This is a genomic window from Hyphomonas sp. (assembly GCF_041689225.1).
Classification (GTDB): domain Bacteria; phylum Pseudomonadota; class Alphaproteobacteria; order Caulobacterales; family Hyphomonadaceae; genus Hyphomonas.
In genome coordinates this window covers 1-23550 of record NZ_JBDNGN010000056.1, presented here as the reverse complement: position 1 = coordinate 23550, position 23550 = coordinate 1, and the positions used below count along the sequence as shown (strand labels likewise).

At 58.4% G+C, this 23550-nt stretch carries 24 protein-coding genes; 15 read left to right on the top strand and 9 right to left on the bottom strand.

Annotated elements, in window-relative coordinates:
• Positions 1–4 precede the first annotated feature (4 nt).
• From ACESNB_RS04930 to ACESNB_RS04920, 3 genes are all read left to right on the top strand, one after another.
• Positions 5–1441, top strand: a complete 1437-nt coding sequence (locus ACESNB_RS04930; RefSeq protein WP_373004710.1) for an MFS transporter — start codon at positions 5–7, stop codon at positions 1439–1441.
• 161 nt (positions 1442–1602) lie between these two features.
• Complete coding sequence (locus tag ACESNB_RS04925; protein ID WP_373004707.1) at positions 1603–2286, top strand: TetR/AcrR family transcriptional regulator; 684 nt, start codon at positions 1603–1605, stop codon at positions 2284–2286.
• A 105-nt stretch (positions 2287–2391) separates the two neighbouring features.
• Positions 2392–3168, top strand: a complete 777-nt coding sequence (locus ACESNB_RS04920) for an IclR family transcriptional regulator (RefSeq protein WP_373004704.1) — start codon at positions 2392–2394, stop codon at positions 3166–3168.
• On the opposite strand, the gene ACESNB_RS04915 is transcribed toward ACESNB_RS04920, so the two are convergent.
• Entirely contained in the window at positions 3165–3494 is a 330-nt protein-coding gene (locus ACESNB_RS04915; RefSeq protein ID WP_373004700.1) for an L-rhamnose mutarotase, read from the bottom strand. The genes ACESNB_RS04920 and ACESNB_RS04915 overlap by 4 nt on opposite strands.
• A gap of 242 nt (positions 3495–3736) precedes the next feature.
• On the opposite strand from ACESNB_RS04915, the gene ACESNB_RS04910 reads away from it, so the two are divergent.
• The 12 genes from ACESNB_RS04910 (at position 3737) to ACESNB_RS04855 (ending at position 16959) form a co-directional block, all read left to right on the top strand.
• A complete protein-coding gene (locus tag ACESNB_RS04910; protein ID WP_373004697.1) occupies positions 3737–5167 on the top strand; it encodes an alpha-L-fucosidase in 1431 nt (476 codons plus the stop codon).
• Entirely contained in the window at positions 5164–6465 is a 1302-nt protein-coding gene (locus tag ACESNB_RS04905; protein ID WP_373004694.1) for an enolase C-terminal domain-like protein, read from the top strand. The genes ACESNB_RS04910 and ACESNB_RS04905 overlap by 4 nt, the downstream gene beginning before the upstream one ends.
• Positions 6462–7919, top strand: coding sequence for an alpha-L-fucosidase (locus tag ACESNB_RS04900; RefSeq protein ID WP_373004691.1), 1458 nt, complete (start codon positions 6462–6464; stop codon positions 7917–7919). The genes ACESNB_RS04905 and ACESNB_RS04900 overlap by 4 nt, the downstream gene beginning before the upstream one ends.
• Positions 7916–8905, top strand: coding sequence for an aldo/keto reductase (locus ACESNB_RS04895; RefSeq protein WP_373004687.1), 990 nt, complete (start codon positions 7916–7918; stop codon positions 8903–8905). The genes ACESNB_RS04900 and ACESNB_RS04895 overlap by 4 nt, the downstream gene beginning before the upstream one ends.
• Before the next feature lie 20 nt (positions 8906–8925).
• Positions 8926–9744 carry an amidohydrolase gene (locus ACESNB_RS04890; protein WP_373004683.1) on the top strand — a complete coding sequence of 273 codons (819 nt, stop codon included), beginning with the start codon at positions 8926–8928 and terminating at the stop codon, positions 9742–9744.
• Positions 9707–10483: an SDR family oxidoreductase gene (locus ACESNB_RS04885; protein ID WP_373004680.1), complete on the top strand. Its 777-nt coding sequence runs from the start codon at positions 9707–9709 to the stop codon at positions 10481–10483. Before ACESNB_RS04890 ends, ACESNB_RS04885 begins: the two co-directional genes overlap by 38 nt.
• Positions 10484–10494: 11 nt before the next feature.
• Positions 10495–11337 (top strand): fumarylacetoacetate hydrolase family protein, encoded by an 843-nt coding sequence (locus ACESNB_RS04880; RefSeq protein WP_373004677.1) that lies wholly within the window; start codon positions 10495–10497, stop codon positions 11335–11337.
• A gap of 444 nt (positions 11338–11781) precedes the next feature.
• Entirely contained in the window at positions 11782–13842 is a 2061-nt protein-coding gene (locus ACESNB_RS04875; protein ID WP_373004674.1) for a tetratricopeptide repeat protein, read from the top strand.
• A gap of 27 nt (positions 13843–13869) precedes the next feature.
• Positions 13870–14490, top strand: a complete 621-nt coding sequence (locus ACESNB_RS04870) for a hypothetical protein (RefSeq protein ID WP_373004671.1) — start codon at positions 13870–13872, stop codon at positions 14488–14490.
• Between the two features lie 68 nt (positions 14491–14558).
• Entirely contained in the window at positions 14559–15047 is a 489-nt protein-coding gene (locus ACESNB_RS04865; RefSeq protein WP_373004668.1) for a tellurite resistance TerB family protein, read from the top strand.
• Positions 15048–15143: 96 nt separating this feature from the next.
• Complete coding sequence (locus tag ACESNB_RS04860; RefSeq protein WP_373004666.1) at positions 15144–15575, top strand: hypothetical protein; 432 nt, start codon at positions 15144–15146, stop codon at positions 15573–15575.
• A 10-nt stretch (positions 15576–15585) separates the two neighbouring features.
• The gene (locus ACESNB_RS04855; RefSeq protein WP_373004663.1) at positions 15586–16959 is read left to right on the top strand and encodes a hypothetical protein; all 1374 of its coding nucleotides are present in this window, start codon (positions 15586–15588) and stop codon (positions 16957–16959) included.
• Between the two features lie 65 nt (positions 16960–17024).
• Here ACESNB_RS04855 and soxA read toward each other — a convergent pair whose 3' ends face one another.
• Genes soxA through ACESNB_RS04815 form a run of 8 tightly spaced genes read right to left on the bottom strand, consistent with a single transcriptional unit; the run spans position 17025 to position 23317 of the window.
• Complete coding sequence (gene soxA / locus ACESNB_RS04850; RefSeq protein ID WP_373004661.1) at positions 17025–17801, bottom strand: sulfur oxidation c-type cytochrome SoxA; 777 nt, start codon at positions 17799–17801, stop codon at positions 17025–17027.
• Entirely contained in the window at positions 17798–18118 is a 321-nt protein-coding gene (gene soxZ / locus ACESNB_RS04845; RefSeq protein WP_373004658.1) for a thiosulfate oxidation carrier complex protein SoxZ, read from the bottom strand. The genes soxA and soxZ overlap by 4 nt, the downstream gene beginning before the upstream one ends.
• On the bottom strand, positions 18118–18594 hold the full coding sequence (locus ACESNB_RS04840; protein WP_373004655.1) for a thiosulfate oxidation carrier protein SoxY: 477 nt from the start codon (positions 18592–18594) through the stop codon (positions 18118–18120). Before ACESNB_RS04840 ends, soxZ begins: the two co-directional genes overlap by 1 nt.
• Positions 18587–19033 (bottom strand): sulfur oxidation c-type cytochrome SoxX, encoded by a 447-nt coding sequence (gene soxX / locus ACESNB_RS04835; protein ID WP_373004652.1) that lies wholly within the window; start codon positions 19031–19033, stop codon positions 18587–18589. Before soxX ends, ACESNB_RS04840 begins: the two co-directional genes overlap by 8 nt.
• An 11-nt stretch (positions 19034–19044) precedes the next feature.
• Complete coding sequence (locus tag ACESNB_RS04830; RefSeq protein WP_373004649.1) at positions 19045–20328, bottom strand: NAD(P)/FAD-dependent oxidoreductase; 1284 nt, start codon at positions 20326–20328, stop codon at positions 19045–19047.
• Entirely contained in the window at positions 20321–20659 is a 339-nt protein-coding gene (locus ACESNB_RS04825) for a cytochrome c (RefSeq protein WP_373004645.1), read from the bottom strand. The genes ACESNB_RS04830 and ACESNB_RS04825 overlap by 8 nt, the downstream gene beginning before the upstream one ends.
• 5 nt (positions 20660–20664) lie before the next feature.
• Positions 20665–22851 (bottom strand): molybdopterin cofactor-binding domain-containing protein, encoded by a 2187-nt coding sequence (locus ACESNB_RS04820; protein WP_373004642.1) that lies wholly within the window; start codon positions 22849–22851, stop codon positions 20665–20667.
• A gap of 10 nt (positions 22852–22861) precedes the next feature.
• A complete protein-coding gene (locus ACESNB_RS04815) occupies positions 22862–23317 on the bottom strand; it encodes a (2Fe-2S)-binding protein (RefSeq protein WP_373004639.1) in 456 nt (151 codons plus the stop codon).
• Positions 23318–23550: the final 233 nt, after the last annotated feature.

Below are 23550 nucleotides of genomic sequence, written 5' to 3'. Positions count from 1 at the left end.
ATCAGTGCAGGCGAAGACAGGCCAGCTCCCGTGGACGACAAAGGTCGTCTACGGGCTGGGAACAGTCGCCTTCGGTATCAAGGACAACGGCTTCAACGCCCTGCTGATGATCTACTACAATCAGGTGATTGGCCTTCCTGCTGCCTGGGTTGGCGGGGCGATCATGCTCGCCATGGTCGCAGATGCCGCGCTCGATCCGATTATCGGTCAGTGGTCAGATAGTTCGCGAACCAAATGGGGCCGTCGCCATCCATTCATGTATGCATCTATCATACCTGTTGGCATCTTCTACTTCTTGTTATGGCAGCCCCCGTCCGGAGCTACCGACGGGATGTTGTTTGCTTATCTTCTGTTGATGACCAGCGCGACGCGTATCGTCATAGGTCTTTATGAAATTCCTTCCACGGCGCTCCTGGCAGAGTTCACCAAAGACTATCACGAGCGCACAGAACTCGTTGCATACCGGTTCTTCTTTGGTGTCGTTGGCGGCATTCTGATGGGCATCTTCGTATTCACCGTCATCTTCTCCAATGATCCTGCCAGCCCTGGCGGTATTCTTGATGCGTCGGGATACGGTAAGTACGCTGCGATCGCAGCCCCCCTTATGGCGATAGCAATCTTCGTGTCGACGATCGGCACGCAAGGTCGGATTGCCTCGCTGGTTGAACCGCCTCCTGTCGCGCGCCAGAAATTCTGGCTTACAGTCAAGGAGATGGCGTCAACTCTGTTTGATCGCACCAACGCCCCGATCCTTGTTGGCAGCATATTCGGTTCCATGGCAGGAGGCGTGAACGCCGCTCTGACAATCTATATGCAAACATATTTCTGGGAACTAACCGCTGACAAGATTGCCCTATTGGCAGCGAGTGGCCTCCTGGGTGTCGCGCTTGCGTTCGTGATCGTGCTACCTATTTCAAAAGTGTTTGGTAAGAAACGAACCACGCTCGCACTGTACGCGGTAACGCTGTTAGGCGTGGTGGCGCCTGTCATCTTGCGGCTGTTGGGACTGTTTCCCGACAATGGAAGTCCCGTACTCGTGCCGCTTCTGTTTGTCTTCATGACGGTCGTGGCGATGGCCGTCGTCACCGCATCCATTCTGGTCGCTTCAATGGTGGCAGACGTGACAGACCAGATACTGCTCAAGACCGGACGTCAGTCCGAAGGCTTGATTTTTTCTGCGACCACATTCGTGGGGAAGACGGTATCAGGCATGGGGGTCCTGGTGTCGGGATTCATTCTGGCGCTCGTTGGCTTTCCTGAAGGCGCCAAGCCGGGGGCGGTAGATATTGCCATTGTTCACAATCTCGCATTCTGGTTCGCTCTGGCAACGCTTGTCTTTACGAGCATAGCGCTGATCATAATGAGCTTCTATCCTGTTTCGGAGGATGATCACCAGTTCGCGGTCGATGAGATCGCGCGGCGACGGGCAGCGGAGAGTTGACGCCGCGATAAGGCGGCGAACACGAAATCCATCTATTTCTCAGCAGTTTAGGGGGCTCCAAACACATATTGCTGCAGTACATTGATCGGAAGATCAGGTAGTCTATCTTTCCACTTATTATGAGGCGCGCGGCGGGATGAGTTCGTGCTAAGAGAATCACAATGGTCAAAGGTCCCAAGCCCAATCCACCTACGCCCGATGGAGGTGAGGATGATGCGCAGGTTGCGGAAATCAAATACCCGCGTCGGACGGAGCGCCGAAAACGCACCAGAGCAAACATTCTCAAAGTGGCTGCGAAGCAGTTCAGCGAGGCTGGGTACGGCCCCACGACGATGCAGTCCATCGCCGATGAGGCTGATATTCACGTCACGACGTTGTTCATGCACTTCAATAGCAAGAGTGACCTCGCGTTGAGCATTGTGACGACTGCTGCGGACGCACTGCGCGAGCGCGCATCGAATGCCAGGGGCGAGGTCGGCTTTTTCGACTATTTCCGGCGCGAGGTCCGCACGCTGGTTGACGCACTGAAAACCTCTGCCCAGCCGGGTTTGATGTTCTGGAATACCCAGCGGGACGATAACGAACTCGCTTTTGCCTGGACGGCGTTTGAGCGAGAGCAAAGAAATATCTATGCGGAATTTATTGCTGCGGAATATGATGTTGAGCGTGCGAATGACTACCGACCGGACCTGACTGTTTCGCTCGTGCTTTCCAGTATCATTCTGGCCCACAAAAGGTGGAGCCGCGCTCCAGCGAAGCTGAGTCTCGAGGCAGAAGTGAACGCATGCCTGGAGATTGCAGAAACAGCCGCACGAAATATGTTGGCGTCAACCGTCGGCGAATAGTGTCACTTTGACTTACGGAATCGTTGCGGCTTATTCCAATGTTTAGGAGTTTGACGGCATAATTCCTTGTCGAATAATCTTTCGGATCGCTCTGGACCAAACTAGATGACAGATGTTCCTTACAAAGCACCTGCGCTCGAGAAGGGCCTCGATATCCTGGAAAGCCTTGCTGGCGTCCGGGAGCCGCAATCAATTTCCGATATAGCGCGCAATCTCGGGCGGTCTCGCAGCGAGATTTATCGCATGGTCGTGGTTCTTGAGGCGCGCGGTTATGTGGAGCGGACCGAAGACCCGGAAAAACTGCAATTGTCCAACCGCTTGTTCGAAATCGGAATGCGGTCCCCACCCAAGATGAATCTCCACGAAGCGGCGCTTCCCGAGATGTCGGCGCTCGCATCACAAATGATGCAGTCGATACAACTCGCTGTCGTAAGCTCTGATCAGATTGTTGTCATCGCTCGTACTGAGAACCCAGACGATGTCGGTTTCAGTGTGCGGCTCGGCCATCGGCGTTCGATCATGAAGTCGGCATCCGGGCTGGTCCTATATGCCTTTGCCTCACCACTGCAGAAGGCAAAGATACTTAAGGATCTGAAAAGTGGTGGCGCTGAAACCGCGGATATCAACGCGCAACAGGCCCAGAGCGACGATGTTCGTCGCGCCGGATTTGTCTGCATGCCATCAAGAATGGTCGATGGTGTCACCGACATCGGTGCACCGATATTTGATTCTACCGGGTCAGGCGCGGTTGCCAGTTTGACAGTGCCATTTGTGGTGACGCGTCGTGCCAAGGTCACGGTTGAGGACGCTCCGCACCTGGTGGCCGAAACAGCGTTGAAAATCTCTGCGGCGCTTGGGTATACGGGGCAGGGTACGCCTTAGTCGAGGTGGAAAACTTCTTCCATCGGAACCCACCATTCGCCTGCCTGCGCTGAATCCAAAGGTGTCTGGCACGGATCGGTCAAAGCCCACCATCTCCTGGTGTCCGGATCCTCTCCCATTCGCGTCATATCCGTATCAAGATCAGTTCCGTGATATTCATATATGCCGACAAGCAGATTTTCTGGTTCTCTCAGGAAGATGCTGTAATTGCGAATATTACAGGCGGTTATCTGTTCCAGAATGGATGGCCAGGCCTTCGCGTGCAGCTGCTTGTACGCGTCGATCTTCTCGGCGTTGAGCCGGATCATCCACGCTTTTCGTTCCATGCCGTTCTCCTGCCAATCCGTCATCCTGTAGCAAATAGTTGGAGCTCCCGGCGACATGGGAGTCGATCTTTCCTATTATCGAACGTTTATATGCGAACAAAGAGCTTGCATATGAAACACTGTTTGCTTAGTTATCTGACATGAAGACGCTCGTCTAGAGGCGACTCACGGGAGTAATACAATGAGACTCGGAGCGCGCATTTTTAACGCATGGGGTGCCGGTCTTCCGGATGTCTGCGACGGTGAATACCTTGGCTGCTAAGACGACAAAGTATTCAGCAACGGCTGAAAGCCTCAGCTCGCACGAAGCGCCGGAATGGTTTCGTGATGCGAAATTCGGGATATTCATTCACTGGGGACCCTATTCGATCCCGGCCTTTGCGCCCAAGCATTCCCAAATTGACCAATTGGATGCGTCCGATGAGCGTCACGGATTTGCCAACACGCCGTATGCTGCATGGTATCAGAACACGATGCTGTTCGAAAAAAGTCCGACAGCGGCCTATCACCGAGAGACGTTTGGCGAAGACTATTCGTATGACCATTTCGGTCAGGACTTCAATGACGCCCTGGAAAACTGGGACCCGGTATCCTGGGCGCGGCTCTTCAAGAGTTCGGGTGCGCGATATGTGGTCCTCGTCACGAAGCACCATGATGGATTCGCGCTCTGGCCAAGCGACGTGCCGAATCCTAACAAGCCGGGCTGGCACACAACACGCGACGTCGTGGGCGAATTGGCCGAGGCGGTGCGCGCCGAGGGGCTCAAGTTCGGGATTTACTATTCCGGTGGAGTCGACTGGACGTTTAAGCATAAGCGCATCGAGAGCTTTGTGGACTTTATGACGAGCATGCCAGGGGACGCCGAAGGGTATTCAGCTTACGCCAATGCGCAATATGACGAGTTGATCGAGCGCTACAAGCCTGACTATCTTTGGAATGATATTGCCTATCCACACGCCCAGGACTCATTTGATATTATTGCCAAGTATTACGACACAGTTCCGGAGGGACTGACGAATGACCGCTGGATCACACCCGATGGACAGCTTCCGGAAGGCGCATTCGACAAACCAGAAGGTCTGACGGGCCTTTTGCCGCCCATGCCTCAGGTCTGGGACACGCGCACACCTGAATATGGCATGTTCGACCGTATCCTGCCTTTCCTTTGGGAGTCGACGCGCGGCATGGGTCACTCGTTTGCCTACAACCGGAACGAGACAGACGAAGACTATATCAGCCGCGACGGTATCGTTGCTATGCTGGCCCGGTCTGCTTGTTTCAATGGAAATGTCCTGCTGAATGTCGGCCCGCGCGGCGACACGATCATTCCACCCGGTCAGGCTGCTCGTCTCGAAGCGGTGGGCGAATGGTTGAAGACCGTAGGCGTGGCCGTTCAGGACACGCGATCTGTTCAATTGGCTGAGCGGGATGTCGAAGGGATCGCGATCGGCGCGACACGAAACGGCAACAACGTGTACATTCATCTGTTCGGGGTGCCGGCAGGGAAAGCCATCACGCTCGGGCTGCCCGATGACCTGAGTGATGTCACCACGACGCGCCAGCTCGGTGGTGAAGTCACCGACTGGTCGGTCGATGATGGCAAATTGACGGTATCGGTGCCGGATTGGGCAGACACGGCGGTCCAGGTGATCGCATTGGAGTTGTCGGCATGATCGTCGGTCTTGATGCGCGCGATATCCGGTTTCCAACGTCCCGGCATAGCCACGGCTCGGATGCCATGAACCCTGATCCGGACTATTCGTGCGCTTATGTCAGCTTGCTGATGAGCGGCGGCGAACAAAGCGGGAATGGCCTCACCTTCACAATCGGGCGGGGCAACGACCTGTGCGTCGCGGCGATCGAAGGCCTTGGTCAGCATCTGGTTGGCCGTAGCCTTGACGAATTTGAGGAAGACCTCGGTCTCGTTTCGTGCCTTTTGCTCAATGACAGCCAGTATCGCTGGCTCGGGCCGGAAAAAGGCGTCGTCCATCTGGCTGCGGCCGCACTTATCAACGCGGTCTGGGATGCCCTCGCAAAGCGCGCCGGAAAGCCGCTGTGGCGATACGTGAGCGACATGTCCCCGGAGCGTACCGTTTCGGGGATCGATTTCCGACATATCAGTGACTACCTGTCGAAGGCGGAAGCTTTGGCCCGTCTGACTGAACAGGCCAGTGGGAAAGCGGCCCGCATTGAACAATTGATGCAGGACGGATACCCGGCCTATACGACATCCGCCGGCTGGATCGGGTACACTGACGCCGAAATCGTGCGGCGCCTGAAGGAAGCCTATGCCGAAGGCTGGCGTCACTTCAAGATCAAGGTCGGCGGCGATCTTGCGGGCGACCTGGGTCGCTGCAGGCTGTTCCGCGACACGCTCGGTCATGACGTTCGCCTGAGTGTCGATGCCAATCAGGTGTGGGACGTGGCTGACGCCGTAAAGGCAATCAAGGCAATGGCGCAATACGATATTTATTGGGTTGAGGAGCCCACAAGTCCGGACGACGTTCTGGGCCACAAGGCAATTTCTGAACAGGTTTCGCCGATCCTGCTCGCGACCGGAGAGCACGCGCATAATCGGGTCATGTTCAAACAATTCCTGCAGGCAGAGGCGATTGGATTTTGTCAGATTGATGCGTGCAGGCTGGCAGGCGTGAACGAAGTCATCGCTGTCATGCTGATGGCCGACAAGGCCGGTATCCCTGTTTGCCCCCATGCGGGCGGGGTTGGATTGTGCGAATATGTCCAGCACCTCTCAATGATCGACTTTGTATGTATATCGGGAACGATGGAGGGACGCGTCATTGAGCACGCTGCTCACCTTCACGAGCATTTCCGCAATCCAATCGAGATACGACAAGGCCGCTATATGGCCCCCACAGCGCCGGGCTATTCGGTCGACTTGTGGCCCGATAGCATGGCTGACCATGAATATCCGAACGGTAAGGAATGGGCTAAGGTGAGCGCGATATGAATACTTCCGATAAAGGTGGCGCCAACGACAGGCCGGTGACTTACACCGCGTCTGCAGAAAGCCTCCAGAAACACCTGGTGCCGGATTGGTTTCGTGATGCGAAATTCGGCATATTCATCCACTGGGGTCCCTATTCGATCCCAGCCTTCGCGCCGCATCACGCTCAGATCGGTGATGTTTCCGGAGCCGGCGCAGCGCAGACGTTTGCGGATGTGCCGTATTCGGAATGGTACCTCAACACGATGAAATTCGAGGATGGCGCCACGGCGGCGTTCCATCGTGAAACCTATGGTGAAGATTATTCCTATGACCGTTTCGGCGAGGCGTTCAACGCGTCTCTGGAAAGCTGGGATCCTGTTGCCTGGGCGAAACTCTTCAAGCGTTCCGGGGCGCGCTATGTCGTTCTTGTCACCAAGCACCATGACGGGTTCCTCCTGTGGCCGAGCGACACGCCCAATCCTCATAAGACCAACTGGGGCACCAAGCGGGATGTCGTGGGTGAACTTGCGGCGGCAGCGCGGGCCGAGGGCCTGAAGTTCGGTGTCTACTATTCGGGCGGCATTGACTGGACGTTCAAAGATGCCCGGATCAACTCGTTTGCAGACGTCATGGCCATGCCCGGCGCGGCGGAGGAATATATCGATTATGCGAATGCTCACTATAATGAACTGATTGAGCGCTATGAGCCGGATTACCTCTGGAACGATATTGGCTATCCGAGCCAGCAAGCTTCCTTCGATATTCTCGCGAAATATTACAATACTGTGCCTGACGGTTTGACCAACGACCGCTGGATGGCGCCGGATGGCGAATTCTCGGCCAATGCTTTCGAGAAGCCGGAAGGCATGACGGGGATCATGCCACCGAAGCCGCCCGTATGGGATGCGCGCACACCAGAATACGGCATGTTCGATCGGATCCTGCCATTCCAGTGGGAGACCACGCGTGGTCTCGGGCACTCGTTCGCTTTCAATCGAACAGAATCAGACTCCGACTATCTCTCCCCCGGTGAGATCGCAACGATGCTGGCGAGTGCGTCCTGCTTCAATGGAAACGTCCTGCTCAATGTCGGGCCGCGCTGGGACGCGCAGATTGATCCGGCACAGGCCGCCCGTCTCGAAGCAACCGGAGAGTGGCTCTCGACGGTTGGGCCGGCTGTTCAGGACACGCGCCCTATTGCTCTGCCCCAGACCAGCATTGACGGCATCAGTATCGGCGCGACCCGCACAGCCGATGCGCTCTATATCCATATTTTCGGCAAGCCGGGTACCGAAAGGCTGGAAGTTCAGTTGCCTGCTGATGTCGGCACTGTCGAAACTCTGCGCCTGATCGGTGGTCAAGCGGCTGACTGGTCGTGCGATCAGAACACGCTCAGTGTCGAGGTCGGCACCTGGGCCGATGGCGCGGTGCAGATTGTTGAACTGGGACTCTCACAGCCGGAACCGGACGCATGACTCGGGGCGCCCCCCTGAACTTGCCAGCTTACGGTCTCGGTGCTGCGGGACTGGGGAACTTGTATACGGCAATTTCGGATAAGGAGGCGCAGGCAACGCTCGAAGCCGCGATCGAGGCGCAGCTGAACTTGTTTGATACGGCGCCCTATTACGGCCATGGCTTGAGCGAGCAACGGATTGGCGCCTATCTCGCCTCGTCGGAATTTCAGCCTGTTATCTCCACCAAAGTGGGACGGAGGCTGGAGCCGGCCGGATCGGCAGACATCCCGGACAATGGCTTTGAATCACCGGCACCGTTCATTCCAAAGTTCGATTATTCGGCAAAAGGCATAAGGGAGGCTTTCGCGGGCAGCCAGCAACGGCTTGGTGTCGAGGCCGTTGACATTCTCTTGCTCCACGACATTGGAGAGGTGGTGCATGGGGCAGCCCATGATGCCATTTTGGCTGAGGCTTTGGAGGAAGCGCTGCCTGAGATGGCGGCGATGAAGGCTGAAACGAAAACCAAATGGATCGGTCTTGGCGTCAATGAGATCGACGTTTGCCGGCAGGTGCTCGAGCATGTGGATCTCGACGTCCTGCTGATAGCGGGGCGCTACACTTTGCTGGAGCACGCCGATTCCCTGTCCTTTCTCGACGAATGTCACCGCCATGGCGTAAAGGTCATTATCGGTGGTGCATTCAATTCCGGCCTGCTCGCCTCGACGGGTGAAGAGCCGCTCCATTACGATTACGTTCAGGCGCCACAATGGGCGGTTGAACGGACAGGGCAGCTCCGCGCGGTTTGCGAGACTTTCAATACGCCTCTACCAGCTGTGGCACTCCAGTTTAGCGGTTCGCACCCCGCGGTTGCATGCGTCATTCCCGGTGCCAAATCCGCCGCACAGGTCCGGCAGATCGCTGACTGGACGCAGATGGAGATTGATCCAGACCTCTGGGACGCGCTCAAGGATCGCGATCTCATTTCACGCGATGCGCCGGTGTGCTGATGGAGAAGCTTGATGCACATATGCATGTTTGGCAGATCGAGCGCGGAGACTATGATTGGCTTACGCCAGTCCTTGGCATCATCTATCGCGACTTTGAAATCGACGATGTCTGGAACGAAGCGGCTGATGCCGGTGTGTCACGAACCATTCTTGTTCAGGCTGCTGCCAGTGCCGCCGAAACCGATTACCTTCTTGGCTTGGCCACGACGGACGAGCGTGTCGCCGGGGTCGTCGGCTGGGTTGATTTCGAGGCGCCTGATGCTGCGGCCCAAATCGCCCGGCGGGCGAGGGACCGGCGCATCGTCGGCCTCCGCCCGATGATCGCAGACATTCCGGATCCAAGCTGGATTCTTGAGGACGCGTTCACGCCAGCCCTTGAAGCCATGCTGGTGAATGGCCTCGTTTTCGATGCGCATGCGCGCCTGGACCTAGTGAACGTGATGACGTCACTCGCCACGCGCTATCCGGACCTTCAGATCGTTCTCAATCACGGTGGCAAGCCGCCGATTGCTTCGCGCCAGCTCGATGAGTGGCGGCGGGATATTTCGACATTGGCGCGCCAGAAAAACGTGGCGTGCAAATTGTCAGGCCTTTTGACAGAGGCCGGTCCGTATTCGGACGACGTAGCCATCGGTGAAGTTGTGGAGCATTTTGCGGATTGTTTCGGCCCGAACCGCCTTCTGTGGGGTAGCGACTGGCCCGTTCTGAACATGGCGGGGTCGTATTCGGCGTGGGCAAGCCAGAGCGAGCGTCTGATCGGCACTTATCTTCCAGGTCACGCGCGCGCGATCTGGGCGGGCAATGCCGAACGCATTTATTTGCATAGAACGGGAGTTTGAGGTGGGTAGGCTCGAGGGAAAAACAGCACTGGTAACGGCCGCAGGCGCCGGAATTGGGCGTGCCGCCGCAGAAGCGTTTGCGCGCGAAGGCGCAAGCGTGATTGCAACGGATATTGACCCGGGCGCGCTGGAGAGCCTTCAGCAGACGGCTCGTGTTTCGACGGAAGTCCTGGACGTCACAGACCGCGATGCCATAGCGGTGCTCGGCGCACGTCAAACAGGCCTCGATATCTTGTTCAATGTGGCCGGTTGGGTCCATAATGGAACCATTGAAACCTGCGAGCGCGCCGACTGGGACCGTTCGCTTCTGGTCAACCTGACATCGATGTACGAATTGTCCCGCGCCGTATTGCCGAACATGGTTGAGAAGGGTGGCGGCGTCATCCTGAACATGAGTTCGGTTGCTTCCAGTGTGACTGGCGCGCCTAATCGCTTCGCTTATGGAGCATCGAAGGCCGGCGTTATCGGGCTGACCAAGGCAATAGCGGCAGATTATGTGGGCAAAAACATTCGCTGCAACGCGATCTGTCCGGGAACGGTGGATACACCTTCCCTGCACGGGCGAATGGCAGCGCAGGGCGATTATGAAAAGGCAAGACAGATGTTTGTGGCGCGTCAGCCGATGGGCCGTCTCGGAACGGCTGAAGAAGTCGCAAACTTAGCATTGTATCTTGTCTCTGACGAGGCGTCTTTCACCACTGGGGCAATTCATGTCGTTGACGGCGGCTGGACAAATTAGGAGTTGAAGAGATGAGGCTTGTAAGGGTCGGTCCGCGCGGTCGGGAAAAGCCCGGCGTTCTGGATGCCAACGGAGACATCCGTGATGTCAGCGATCTCGTGGATGACTGGGACGGTCTTGCCATGTCAGACGCTGTACTCGCGCAGCTCCGAAGGATCGATCTCGCAACCCTGCCGCATCTCGATCCGAAAGGCCGAATTGGCCCCTGCGTTGCCGACGTGGGGAAGTTCATCTGTATCGGGCTGAACTATGCCGATCACGCGGCTGAAACCGGCGCTTCGGTTCCTGAAGAGCCAGTTGTATTTTTCAAGGCCACCAGCGCGATTTGCGGGCCGGATGACAATTTGGAGATACCGCGACGTTCCCGGAGTACCGATTGGGAAGTCGAACTGGGTATCGTCATAGGAAAGCAGGCGAAATACATTTCCGAAGCTGAGGCGCTGGGCCATATTGCTGGGTATTGCGTTGTTCACGACGTATCCGAGCGGGCCTTCCAACTTGAAGGCACTGGCCAGTGGGTCAAAGGCAAGAGTGCTGACACATTTGGTCCAATCGGTCCTTGGCTCGTTACACGCGATGAGATCGAAGATCCACAAAACCTGACAATGTGGCTGGACGTGAATGGGGAGCCGATGCAGCGAGGCGCGACCTCGACGATGGTCTTTGGCGTCGCCCATCTCGTGAGCTACCTTTCCCAATACATGAGCCTGCAACCGGGCGACGTAATTTCCACCGGAACGCCGCCAGGTGTCGGGCTCTCCATGACCCCGCCGCGTTTCCTGCGTTCCGGAGACGTTGTGACGCTCGGCATCGATGGTCTGGGGCAGCAGAGACAAGTCTGTGTTGATGGCTGACATGCAAGGTTACGAGCTGGCAAGATAGCGCGTTGATCGACCGGAAATGACTCGACACCCGTTCGCTAGTGCAAGTCCTGTCCAGCGGCGCTTTGGCGTGGCGCGCTCATAGCTGTCCGATTTTTGCTCGCACGTCGAAATGTGTAGGTTCAGTCGGTGTGGAAATGCCTCTCTTGGTCGAGGACGTTCTCGTCTGCCTACTGCAATGATTGCTGCGAATCTGGCCGAATAGGCCGGAGCAAAGGTAGCAACGTGAGCTTGGCAAAAGCATGATGAAGCAGGGTGGCAAGGCTTCCCTCGCACTCGGAGTTTTGCGTTGACGTTGGTGCGCACTCAGCCATTATGATTAATGCAAGGTTAGCCAGAGGGGGATTTCCGGTGACCACATGCGGACGAAATTCGGGACGATTCAAAATTGGACTGGCGACGCTCGGACTATTGTCCGTGCTTGCTGCACCTGTCTATGCTGCACCGTCGACGGCAGGTTGTCTCGAATTCGGCTCGCCTGAGTCTAAAATCAGCTTGCAATGTGAAGCCGTCGCTGGCCGCCCGAGTCTGAAGGGCTACGAGGCCGGTATTGCCGCTTTCAATGCAGCCCGGGCCTACCTTAGCCAAGCCTCCGGCACGACCAGTTCCTCGGGCCAGTTCGTCAAGGCGGCAGAGTTGGTGAACACGTCGTTCAATCGGCTGTCGGATGTCGCTCTGATGAGCCCGGATCGCGGAACACTTGGATTCAGCAAGAGAGAGTGGAAAAAGTGGCAGAAGGCGCCGCTTACAGGTTTCCGTTATGATCGATCTTTGGCTTATGTAAGTGCGCTGGAAGGGCTCGCTAATGCGACGCCTTTCGTTGCGACGACTGCGTGTTCAAGCCAGCAGGATTGCTTTAGCAAGGCACTGGCCCGGCTGGAGAACGATGATATAGCGGCGCCGTTCGCGCCCCGTGGGTCAGCGCAGGGCGACGGGCGCTACAACGAATTTTACTTCCGGCGCGGCACGCTGTATCGCACCCGTGGCCAGCTGGCCGACACAGACCAGGCCATCGACAATTTCAAGCTGGTTCTCAGCAGCCGCCGCTCCGAACGCAAAGCCGATGCCGCACAGGCGGTCGAAACGCTCGCGCTGGCAGTCGCGGATGAAAACCGGGCGCGGGGCGGAATGTCCCTTAGTCAGGCCATCAAATACTATTCCGTCGCACTGGCCGCCAAACCCGGAAGCGGTCGGGCGCAAGAAGGATTGGGCCAGTCCTATCTGCAACTTTGCCGTGAGGCGACTACAACGCCGGCTCAGCGCGTCACCGATTGTCTGTCCGCCCGAAACGCATTCGAGTCAGCCAAAGGGCTCGTTGGCGCCGACCAGACTCTGGTCCTGCTGGGACTGGGGGATTCGCTCTCGGTCGCGGCAGCGGAGCTTGCAAAGGTGAGCCCGGGAGACGGGAACATACTGCTTTACAAACAAGGGTCTGTTGATGCCTACGCGCAGGCCGCAAGCGGAAGCGGCGGCAACGCCAAGGCGCAGCTGTCGCTGGCCATTGCGTTCAAGTCGACCCAGCCTGAACGCGCGAGTGAAGCATTCAGGCAATATGTTGCGATGGAGCTGGCCTATCCGAGCTGGATCGCATCCGACTGGCAATCGCCGGTCGGGCCGTTGTTCCAGCAAAAAGTGTCTGCGCTATCCTCCATTGACGATCGTCGTAGCGTGGCAGAGGCGATCATGACTCTCTACGAAACACAGTCAGCCGCTGGTGGTCTTCGCAAGGACGTCGCCCTCAGTCTCCTTAACGCGGCACTGACTGCCCAGCCTTCGCTGATTGGCGCATCCTTGAAAGTGGGCCGACTGCATCTTGCGCCTCCGGCGAATTGGATGGCGGCCAATATGGCATTCCTGAATGTCGTGAATGCGACGGGCGGGACGAACGGTCCGCCTGCCGTGGGCCGCGAGAAAGAGCGCGCCGAAGCCTTCTACGAACTCGGTCGCGCAGAGGCACTCAAAGACAGCACGAGCGCGCGAGCCCAGACCAGCGCAGCCGGAATCAAATATGCCCGGGATGCCTTTTCCCTGGACGGTGCCGAGGCCCGTTACAAGAAGGCGGCTTGCCTGTCCTATATCGTGACGTTCAAGCCAACGGCAGCAGATCCTGGCAATGCGAGCTGGTGTTCCGGCATCGGCGGTGCGGATGGCCAGTTCCTGCTTGGGATGTATTACTTGCGCATTGCGCAAACGGCGCCAGCATCGCGACGCAACGCATTGCGGGACGAAGCACAGGGCGCCTTCATCCAGGGTAGGGGTCTTGTGACGCAAACGGCGGGATCCAGCATCATGCCGGTATTCGCAAGCGATTGGCCCAAAGCGCCACCGGTCATGTCGATTGCGACATTGCTGGAGTTCGGCCGGGCGAAAGCCATCGCCTGCAACGGAGCATCAGTGAACCTGACTTTGTCGCCCGCTGATATCAGCGCCGCGTCGAGCCAATTCGATTTTTTCCAGGTTGGGTCATGCACGCGTTAGTGCAGGAAATTTCAGGAGTGAACAAAAATGGACATCGTTAAGTCTGACGGACTTCCACGCGGCGCCATGCCCACGGTTTTTGAGGAAAGAACGCTCTTTGCACCGCCACAGGCGCCGGTCATCGACGCGCAGTTTTCCAAGAACCGTAGCGGATCGGTCGTTCCCGTTCTGATTTTCCTCTTCATGCTCGTTCCTTGCGCCGGGCTCGGGTATCTCGTTTGGCAAAGCACCAATCAGGTCGGCCAGTTGCAGACCCAGCTTGATCAGATGGAGGCCAAGGGCAACGACGCTGTCACCGCCGACCTCAACGCAAAAATCGCCACGCTTACCGTTGATCGCGATGCGCTCAGGGTCGAGGTGGAAACCATCGGCGATAGTCAGAAAATGTTTGACGAAAACATCGGCAGGCTCGTCGGAGAGAGCGCAACACTTATCACCGAGATAGAGGAATTGCTGGCTGACCAGCGCAAGGGCGGCGCGCCGATTCCAGCGAGCCTGCGGACCATACCGGACACATGGGACGACGCGGCCATCGAAATTCTCCAGAAGCACGTTGACGCCCTCAGGGCGCACAAGGTGAAAGTCATCGGCCCACGCCCCGTGAAACCCAAGCCGGTCGAAGGCACCATTTCCGGTACGCCGCAATAGAATAGACAGACTGATCAGCAAGGAGCACTCTAGCCATGGCTGAAGCACATCAATCAGGACAGACCGACATGAGCGACGTACAAATCATCTTCTCGCCGACGACGACCGAAAAAGAGACGCCGCTCGACCTCGACGAGCTCGCGCGGGATTTCCAGACGAACACGGACTGGAACATTCCGGAAGCCTATATGGCCCTCATTCTGTCAGCGGCGTTCGCCGATGGTGAACTCGCTCCCGAAGAGCGTCAGGAAATTGCTGCGCTTGTGATGCGGTCGCGCACCATGAAGCGACTGGATCAGGCCGAACTCGCAAAGGTTAACGCGCTCGTCAACGAGAGACTCCAGTCTCGACCTGAGGGTCTCAAAGAGGCGTGTAGTTCGCTTCCCAGCGACATGCGTCTTTCAGTCTTTGCGCACTGTGTGGACATAGTGTTGGCCGACGGCGAATTGCGCCAGTCCGAGGCCGACTTCCTGAACAAGATCACGTCATTGTTGCGTCTGGATGCCGACAAGGCAAAGCAGGTTCTGACGGTTGTCATGCTGAAAAACCGTTACTAACAGCGCAGGGATGCGTGTTTGACGGCCAGGACTGAATACGGTCCGCAAATACCGGGCCCGGAGCGGGATGAAGCGTATCTGATTGGGTAAACGAGGATGATACCAGCATCGAACGGAGATCATACGGAAGAAGGGGACATTGAAGTCCTCGCGGCCATCTTGCAGCAGGAGCGCAAGGGGCATTGTCATATCCGATCCCTTTGCTTCGGCCTGTTCGTTTTCAGCTTTGTGCTTCTTCTCGGTACGATGGGCGTTATCGGCTTCTCCTTCGTGGTCGGTGCCCAGGGTGGAGGCGAAAAGGCTTCCCCTATGATCCTCCAGGTCCTGGCACCGCTATCGGCCGCGATGATCGGCTTCTTCGCCAGTTGGTGTGCGGCGCATAACTGCATCAATTCAATCGATCGTTCGCTCTACGCGGCGCAGGCGAAACGATACAAGCTCTTCGAAGGGTTCGTCCGCGAGCTCCAGTGTGCGAGCAAGAAAAAGCGTAGCCTTTTGTTGGACATGGTTGGTTCAATTGTAGCATAGGACAGACACCATGTCGGACTCCGCCGAACGGCAATTGATCGATCTCGTATCGCGTGAACAGCGCGGCCAGAGACAAATCCTCATCGCGGGCATTACGACGTTGGTCCTCGTGGTCATGATGTCCGCCGGGCTTGGTGTGTACTACTATGTCGTTGCCGAAGATCTGTCGGTGAAATCCGAACGCCTGACGGCTGATTCCGATCGTCTCGAAAAACACGCGTTCACGATGCGGCGCGACATTGACCAGCAGAACAATCGGGTGGCCGCACAGGAAGCGGCCATTCGTCGGGCGTATGACGAAATGCGTCAGATGTACGCCGGGTCCGTGAGCGGGCAGGCGCGCGACAAGATCCTGCCAGCGGTCATGGGCTATCTCGAGCGCGGTCGTCACTCTCTCGCGGATGAGCGACTGATCGAGATACAATCCGCCAGACCAGGCGACAGTGCCGAAAGTGCACTGCTGAAAGGTGCTGCCGGCCTGCTGGCCTGGGAACGCAGCGGAGCGCAAATCAAGAAGGGTGACGCCGGATTGCCGGAACAGCTCAAATCGGCGCAGAACTCGTTCAATTCGGCCTTGGCCGATCCGGCCTTGCGCTCGCTTGCGCAGACCGGGCTCGCCTGGATCAGCTTCATCGATGCGTCGTCGCCACGTTCGAGCTACACATTGGCTGACTGCCAGGCGGTGGACGCCATGGTCGGCAAGATCGGCAGCGACGATGAACTTGGTCTACAGCCGCTCTACTGGCGCGCCCAGTGCAATCGTAAACTGGGCCGGACGCGAGAAGCGCTCAGCGACTATTCGCTGGCGCTCAATCGTGTCGATCCGGCAGCAGACGACACGCCAGACCCGGCCGAGCAAACGATTCAGATGAACGCCTTTCACGGGCTCGGCACCGTGTTGATTACGACGGCTGACTTGCCAACGGATGCAGGCATCGATTCCGCGCGGGCGCTTGCCGAGCGGGTGTGTGGTGCAGGTGATTCGGGCGACGGGTCACATTTGATGAAACTCACGCGCGCGTGCCTCGACAAGGCAATTGCCCTGAGAGTCGCGCTCGGTCAGACCGAGAACCAGCAAAGCGGATCGGCTGAGAACAAAGGCTTCACCTACCTCCGCGATGGCGATTTCGTTGGAGCCTTCAACCATGCGAAAAACATCGAGAAGACCGGCCTGTTCGCCTGGAACGAACTTGTCCGGGCACTGTCTGCCGAAAAGGTTGGAGACAAAGAAGTCGCCCGCGAGGCCCGGCGGAACGTATCGCTGTTTCCGTCAGAAGGATTCAATGCCTGCGAACTGAAAGCGCTGATGACGCCTGAAGTCTACGAGACGGCGCGCGCCATCATTTCCAGCGAGCATGACGACATGGATATCACTTGCAGTTGATGAGCGCTTGAATTCGGCGCGCACTTTGGGAGTTGCGCGGCCCTCGTGATGCAATCGATAAGTAGTCAACGGCGGATAGCCGGGCTTTCCACATCCAGACCGCTGGCTCTGGAACTCAGGTAAAGTTCGAGATCGATATAAGTTGGATCTCCGAATGCCTTGGGCTCGGCGCGAACGCCAGAATCGCAATCGCGGATGCGTCTCTGGAGCGAGCCGAGCGTCTGCCATTCGAGGCGATAGGCCGGAAAGCCATTGCCGTGGCCTTGGCTGATCGTGTCGCCTCGCAGTCGCTTGCCTGCGTTTTTGTCGTGGCATTGGTGACAGGAGAGGTTGAACTGTCCCCGGCGGGTAAAGAAATAGTCGCGTCCATTCCGGTAGTGTGGGGCAGCGGCGCCATCGGTGGAGACTGAAACGGGCATGCCCGCGGACTGGTTGGCGATGAAGGCGGTCAGGGCGAGCAGGTCGTCGCTTTCAAAGTCCAGCGCGGGCAGGTTCTGGTGGCGGACGCGGCATTGGTTGATGCGGCCTTCCAGGTTGAGCAGGTCGCCAGACGCCTCGTCGATGGCGGGATAGGTGGCAGCGATTCCGGCCAGGCCCGTCGTATGGCAAGACGCGCAGGACGGCGCGTGGTTCAACCGGGCTTCGAAGAGAGCGGCCCCCCGGTCGACCCAGAGAAAGCCTGGATTGGCGAAGCTGTCGTCCTGCATGGCTTGTGTTTCGGCGGTGAGAAAGGTGTAGCCCGACCGAACATTGCCAGCGGGACTATCCGTCCCTGCGGTCGGCGCCGGGCTGCATGCCGCAAGCAGTGCAGCAAAAACTAGGGCAAGGGATAGCCGGATCATGTGACCGTCAGGGTTGCGGAGTCGCTCCACATTTCGCCGTGCTGATCGGTCCAGCGGAACGCCAAGGTTCCAGACCCAACCGCTCGCGTGTAAAATGTGAGAAAGGGATCAGCGGCAATGGCCGGGTGGAAGTCGGCCGAGAAGACTACTTCGCCATCATACAGGCATTCGAACCGTGTGATGATATTGCGCGGAATTTGTTCGCCGCGCGAACCACGCCGATAGCCACTCTCCATCGGGTGCTGGATCAGCGCCTTGAGTTCAATGATTTCGCCCTTCATGGCGGTCTTCGGGACGGAGAGGCGAATACTGGCCATCAGAGCACCACGCAGGCGGCGAGTGTGACGACAGTCCGCGCACTACCGGACCAGAGGCTGCCATCACTCATCTCGGCGACAGCCTGAACGGCCTGCGTGCCGCCAAGGCGGACACGGGTTGTTACGGCAGATCGTCCCGCGCGGGGGCCAAGCTGGAACCGGGCGACATTTGCAATGGGGTTGCGCGGCGAGAAGATCGCGATCTGGCGCACATGATCGTCCTCCGTCATCGGGCTGTCGACCTCGACAGAAAAGGGCACCGAATAGCCGTTCTCGGCAATGGCGGGGAGCTTGAGCGTGACGCGACCCTCGCGGATCACGCGGCTGCCGAACAATTCCTGCTGGGCGGCCTTTACATCATTGGGGGTCGCAAAGACCGGCAACGGCGTTGCGGCGATCAGCACGCTGCCGGTACCCAATCGGATGAGGGAGCGGCGACTGAACATCATCGGTGGCTGGGCGGGATGGTCAGGCATCGGGTTCCTTTAGCGACGACAGATAGGCGACGAGGTCTTCCACATCTTCAGCGGAAAGGACCGGCTTGCCCTCATACGCGTTCGATACCTGATATAGGTCTTGAGTGCGGTAGTAGGAAGGCATCAGAACACTGGGCCGCACTTGCTCATAGTCAACCACGCGCAGGCGCAGCTGGCCTGGCGACAGACGTGCACCAATTCCCGTAAGAGCGGGACCGACATCTCCCTGGAATTCCGCATCAAGGCCGACGATCTGGTGGCAGAGTACACAATGCCCCCCGTCGCGGGCGACGAAGAGGGTCTCGCCGTGCGCGGCGTCAGCTATCGTGTCTACAAGCGGAAGGGGGATCGAGTCGCCATCAATCTGGTTCGGTGAAACGAGGCGCGAACTTTCTGGCGTGCACGCAACTGTCAGCAGGCAGGCAAGGATAGCGGTCATGCCATCCCGTATCATCCGAAGGCCTCTCCAGTGATGGCGCCGAACCACGCTTCCGCCTGTGCGGCTTCAGCCTTGCGGACGTCAGCGCCTGCGCCGAGCTGACTGAGACCACCCGCACCATCAATGTTTGTGAACTTTCCGCCCGCGTTGGAGTAGACGCCAGCAATCGAGACGGCTTCGTCTGGGGTGATGAAGGAATAACAGGTATTGGCCAGTACGGTTGGCTGGGCGTCCATTGCGGACAGGAGTCGCGCAACGGCGATGGCGCAAACCTTGGCCTGCAGGTTTGCCGAGAAGGCAGATTTCGGCATCGGGGCGGCAATGGTCGCGTCGCCGATGACGTGGATGCCAGGCTGGAGCACGGACTCGAAGCTGGTTGCGTCGATCGGGCACCAGCCGGTGGCATCGGCAACGCCCGCGCGCTCTGCAATCTCGCCGGCCTTCTGGGGCGGGATGACGTTGGCCACATCGGCACGAATGTCCTCGAAGTCTGTGGACAGGGTGAGCGAGCTCGGATCGACGCAGATGACGCGCCCGTCCTGCGACGCCGCGCGCCATTCCAGGTGGTCGGGATAGTGCCTTTCCCATGCCTCCTTGAAGAGCGGCATCTTTGAGAAAGCGTCCTGGCTGTCGAGGATGAGAAGCCTGGAGCTCGGCTTGTGATTTTTGAGGTAGTTTGCGATGAGGCTGGCGCGTTCGTAGGGGCCGGGCGGGCAGCGGAAAGGAGGCGCGGGGACAGACATCACGACGAGGCCGCCATCTTCCATCGCCAAGAGCTGGTCGCGCAGGCGGAGTGTGCCCGGCCCGGCCTTCCAGGCATGCGGCATGCGATCCACTGCGGCAGCGTCGTAGCCTTCAATCGCGTTCCAGCGGAAGTCGATTCCGGGCGAGAGGATCAGCCGGTCGTAGGCCAGGGTGCGCCCATCGCCACAAGTCACCACCCTGGCGACGGGATCGACGTCCGTGGCGTGTTCGGGGATGACGGTGATCCCGGAAAGGCTGAGCGCATCATAAGAGAAGTGCTGATCGGTGATCGATCGTGTCCCGCCGATCACCAGGTTGCTAAACGGGCAGGCCGTATAGGTGGCATTGGGCTCCAGCAATGTGATTCTGGCCGATGGCAGGAGGTCGCGCAGCATGCGTGCCGCCGTGGCGCCGCCGAAACCGCCGCCGATGATAGTGACACGGGCGCGGGTTTGCGCGAAGGCGGACAAGGGCAGGAGGTTTGTCCCGGCGAGTGCGCCGATGCCCGCCATGAGGCGTCTTCTATCAACTGGAAAACCGGGCTCACTCATCAATGCTCTCCGCGCCGAGATACTGGCCGATGGCGTCGACTTGCGCCTGTGAATAGCCACGCGCAATGCGGTGCATCACGGTCGTGCCGTCTGCGTCGGTCTTGTAAAAGGCAAGTCGCGCGGAAAGCGTCCCGGCATCCATCCGGTCGAGGCTTGGCACGCCCGTGCCCGGCCCGGCATGGCACCCCGAACACGTTGCGGCGAGCGACGCAGCCTCGGTCAACCGGCTTGCGTCGGTGACAGACTGTTCAATCGAGGAGAGAACGGGGGCCCGCTGGCACGCTACTGCAAGGAGCAGGGGGGCAACCAGCAGGCATGATCGTGCAAACATCAATCTCAGACGTCCCGCAGGTTCTGGTCCTTGATGGGCAGTTGGCGGACACGCTTGCCGGTCGCTGCATAGATCGCGTTGAGCACAGCCGGGGCCGCCACAGCGATGGTTGGCTCGCCAACCCCGCCCCAGAAACCACCGGACGGCATGACCAGGGTTTCAACCTTGGGCATTTCGGAAATGCGCATGGAATTGAACGTGTCGAAATTCTTCTGCTGGGCAACGCCATTTTCGAAGGTGATTTCGCCGTAAAGCATGGCGGACAGGCCGTACACGAACGAACCCTGCACTTGGGCTTCGACCTGTTGCGGATTGACTGCGTAGCCTGGATCCGTCGCCGCGACGATTCGGTCAATCTTGAGGTTTCCGTCGTCGTCGACGGTGACTTCGGCACAGGCGGCGGTATAGGAACCGAAGGAGTAGAAGTTACAAAGGCCGCGTGACTTCCCGTCATCCGATCCCCAGCCGGATTTCTCGGCGACGGCCTTGAGAACGGCTTGCGAATTGGGGCTGTCTTTCAGGTGGGCGAGACGGAATTCCAACGGATCGCGGCCCGCTGCATGGGCCAGCTCGTCCATGAAACATTCCAGGTAAATCGCATTTTGGTTGGCATTCACGCCGCGCCAAAATCCTGGGCGCACGGGTGGGTTGCGCATGGCATGGTCGACGAGGAGATTGTCAAACGTGTACTTGAGCGTCTGGTCTTCGACACGGGCGTCAACGCCGGATGGCAGGAGTCCCTGGAAAGTGGCGAAGTCCATACCGTTGGCGAGCGCCTGTGGCATCAGCGCCGCGAGAATGGACTGGCCCGAAATGCGGATGTGCAGTCCGGTGAGATTGCCGTTTGCATCGAGTGCGCCACGCGCCTTTGCTTTCGTGGTCGGGTGGAAGAAGCCATGAAGCATGTCCTCTTCGCGTGACCATTGCAGCTTTATGGGCGTGCCGGGCATCTGCTTTGCGATTTTGACAGCCTGGCTGACATAGTCCGACATGCCCCGCCGGCCGAACCCTCCGCCGAGGAGAAGCTTGTAAACGTCGCATTGTTCAATCGGGAGACCGGCAGCATCGGCAGCCGCAGCAAGCGCTGCTTCACCATTCTGAGTGGGGCACCAGACTTCGCACTTTTCGGGAGTCCAGATCGCGGTAGCGTTCATCGGCTCCATCGGCGCGTGGTTCTGGAACGGCATATTATAGGTGGCTTCGACGATTTTGGCCGCATTGGCAAAGGCCGGGGCGATGTCACCCGCCTCGTTGCCGGTGAACGCATCATCGGATGTTAGGCCATCATCAAGTTCGGTCTCGAATTCGGCGCTGGAAAACGCCACGCCATCTTCCCATTCCACGGGTAGGGCAAGGACGGCCTTGTTGGCGCGCCACCATGTATCGGCGACTACGGCGACCGCATCGTCGCCCACCTGTACGACCTTCTTCACGCCGGGCATGGAAGTGACAGCGGCGGCGTCAAAGCTCTTCACCTTGCCGCCAATCTGCGGTGACTGCCGGATGGAGGCCGTCAACATGCCGTCGAGTTTGACATCGGAGCCGTATATTTGTGCGCCCGTGAGCTTGTCGGCGGTGTCGAGGCGCAGCTTGGGCTGGCCGATGATAGTCCAGTCCTTCGGATCCTTGAGGGTTACCTCGAGCGGGGGCGCGAGTTGTGCCGCTGCAGAGGCGAGCTTGCCATAAGTAAGTGTCTTCTTTGATCCCTTGAGCGAGACCACACCCTTGGACACAGTGCATTCGGTGACCGGAACGCCCCATTCCTTGGCGGCGGCTTCGACCAGCATGATGCGGGCCGCAGCTGCGCCTTCGCGGACGTATTGATGCGAGCGGCGAATGCCGCTGCTGCCGCCGGTGGAGAAATCGCCCCAGACGCGGTCACGGGCAAGGTTCTGGCCAGGCGTCGGGTATTCAGTCGTGACCTTCGCCCAGTCGCACTCGAGTTCCTCGGCAACCAGTTGGGCGAGGCCGGTCAGGGTGCCTTGGCCCATTTCTGAGCGCGCGATGCGCACCGTGACCGTGTCGTCAAGGTCGATGTGGACCCACGCGTTCACTTCCGGGTTTGGCTCCATGCCCGAATAATCGGGCTCGCCCGGCTTCTTTGAGCAGGCGGCAAGGACGCCGATGGTGAGACCAGTGGCGCCGGTGGCGATGATAAACTTGCGGCGGGAAAGGTTGAGTAGCTCTGTCATGGTCTCTGCCTCAGGCTTTCTTTGTCTTGGCGAGGTGAATGCCTTCGCGCACGCGGACGAAAGTTCCACAACGGCAGATATTGGTGATCTCGGCGTCGATGTCTTCGTCAGTAGGATTTGGATTGGTATTGAGCAGGCTTGCGACGGCCATGATCATGCCTGGCTGGCAGTAACCGCACTGCGGCACGTCCAGTTCGGCCCATGCCTGCTGGACCGGATGACTGGCCCCCTCTGACAAACCTTCAATCGTCGTGATTTCTTCTTCGCCCGAGAGCGCGCCGAGAGGATAGACACAGGACCGGACGGCAACGCCATCGATGTGGACTGTGCAGGAGCCGCACTGGGCAATTCCACAGCCATACTTTGCGCCTGTCAGGCCGATATGGTCGCGCAGCACCCAGAGAAGCGGAGTGTCATCTTCCACATCAACGGTATGCGATTTTCCGTTCACTTTGAGCTTTGCCATGTCCACACTTTCCTCTGCCGTAGGCGCGCTTTGCCATGCGCAACTATAGCGCACACGCCGCAGATTGCGATTTAAAATCGCGTGTTTTCGAATATGTTATACAGCTTCTACTCCAAAACCCGAAAGTTCTCGTGGGTTATGACGCGGAAGTTGTCTGAGACCTTGTCGCGGAATTTCTTCCATTCCTGCGGGATGGTTTCACGCATGAATGCAAGGATGGCGTCGGCGAACTG

Bases quoted from the DNA above. Each gene is read 5' to 3' on its own strand.
- ACESNB_RS04860 (WP_373004666.1), top strand. From the start codon at position 15,144: ATGATACCAGCATCGAACGGAGATCATACGGAAGAAGGGGACATTGAA.
- soxZ (WP_373004658.1), bottom strand. From the start codon at position 18,118: ATGGCCAGTATTCGCCTCTCCGTCCCGAAGACCGCCATGAAGGGCGAA.
- ACESNB_RS04925 (WP_373004707.1), top strand. From the start codon at position 1,603: ATGGTCAAAGGTCCCAAGCCCAATCCACCTACGCCCGATGGAGGTGAG.
- ACESNB_RS04830 (WP_373004649.1), bottom strand. From the start codon at position 20,328: ATGAGTGAGCCCGGTTTTCCAGTTGATAGAAGACGCCTCATGGCGGGC.
- ACESNB_RS04870 (WP_373004671.1), top strand. From the start codon at position 13,870: ATGGACATCGTTAAGTCTGACGGACTTCCACGCGGCGCCATGCCCACG.
- ACESNB_RS04915 (WP_373004700.1), bottom strand. From the start codon at position 3,494: ATGGAACGAAAAGCGTGGATGATCCGGCTCAACGCCGAGAAGATCGAC.
- ACESNB_RS04880 (WP_373004677.1), top strand. From the start codon at position 10,495: ATGAGGCTTGTAAGGGTCGGTCCGCGCGGTCGGGAAAAGCCCGGCGTT.
- ACESNB_RS04920 (WP_373004704.1), top strand. From the start codon at position 2,392: ATGACAGATGTTCCTTACAAAGCACCTGCGCTCGAGAAGGGCCTCGAT.
- ACESNB_RS04905 (WP_373004694.1), top strand. From the start codon at position 5,164: ATGATCGTCGGTCTTGATGCGCGCGATATCCGGTTTCCAACGTCCCGG.
- ACESNB_RS04895 (WP_373004687.1), top strand. From the start codon at position 7,916: ATGACTCGGGGCGCCCCCCTGAACTTGCCAGCTTACGGTCTCGGTGCT.
- ACESNB_RS04825 (WP_373004645.1), bottom strand. From the start codon at position 20,659: ATGTTTGCACGATCATGCCTGCTGGTTGCCCCCCTGCTCCTTGCAGTA.
- soxA (WP_373004661.1), bottom strand. From the start codon at position 17,801: ATGATCCGGCTATCCCTTGCCCTAGTTTTTGCTGCACTGCTTGCGGCA.
- ACESNB_RS04890 (WP_373004683.1), top strand. From the start codon at position 8,926: ATGCATGTTTGGCAGATCGAGCGCGGAGACTATGATTGGCTTACGCCA.
- ACESNB_RS04840 (WP_373004655.1), bottom strand. From the start codon at position 18,594: ATGCCTGACCATCCCGCCCAGCCACCGATGATGTTCAGTCGCCGCTCC.
- soxX (WP_373004652.1), bottom strand. From the start codon at position 19,033: ATGACCGCTATCCTTGCCTGCCTGCTGACAGTTGCGTGCACGCCAGAA.
- ACESNB_RS04885 (WP_373004680.1), top strand. From the start codon at position 9,707: ATGCCGAACGCATTTATTTGCATAGAACGGGAGTTTGAGGTGGGTAGG.
- ACESNB_RS04855 (WP_373004663.1), top strand. From the start codon at position 15,586: ATGTCGGACTCCGCCGAACGGCAATTGATCGATCTCGTATCGCGTGAA.
- ACESNB_RS04820 (WP_373004642.1), bottom strand. From the start codon at position 22,851: ATGACAGAGCTACTCAACCTTTCCCGCCGCAAGTTTATCATCGCCACC.
- ACESNB_RS04900 (WP_373004691.1), top strand. From the start codon at position 6,462: ATGAATACTTCCGATAAAGGTGGCGCCAACGACAGGCCGGTGACTTAC.
- ACESNB_RS04865 (WP_373004668.1), top strand. From the start codon at position 14,559: ATGAGCGACGTACAAATCATCTTCTCGCCGACGACGACCGAAAAAGAG.
- ACESNB_RS04815 (WP_373004639.1), bottom strand. From the start codon at position 23,317: ATGGCAAAGCTCAAAGTGAACGGAAAATCGCATACCGTTGATGTGGAA.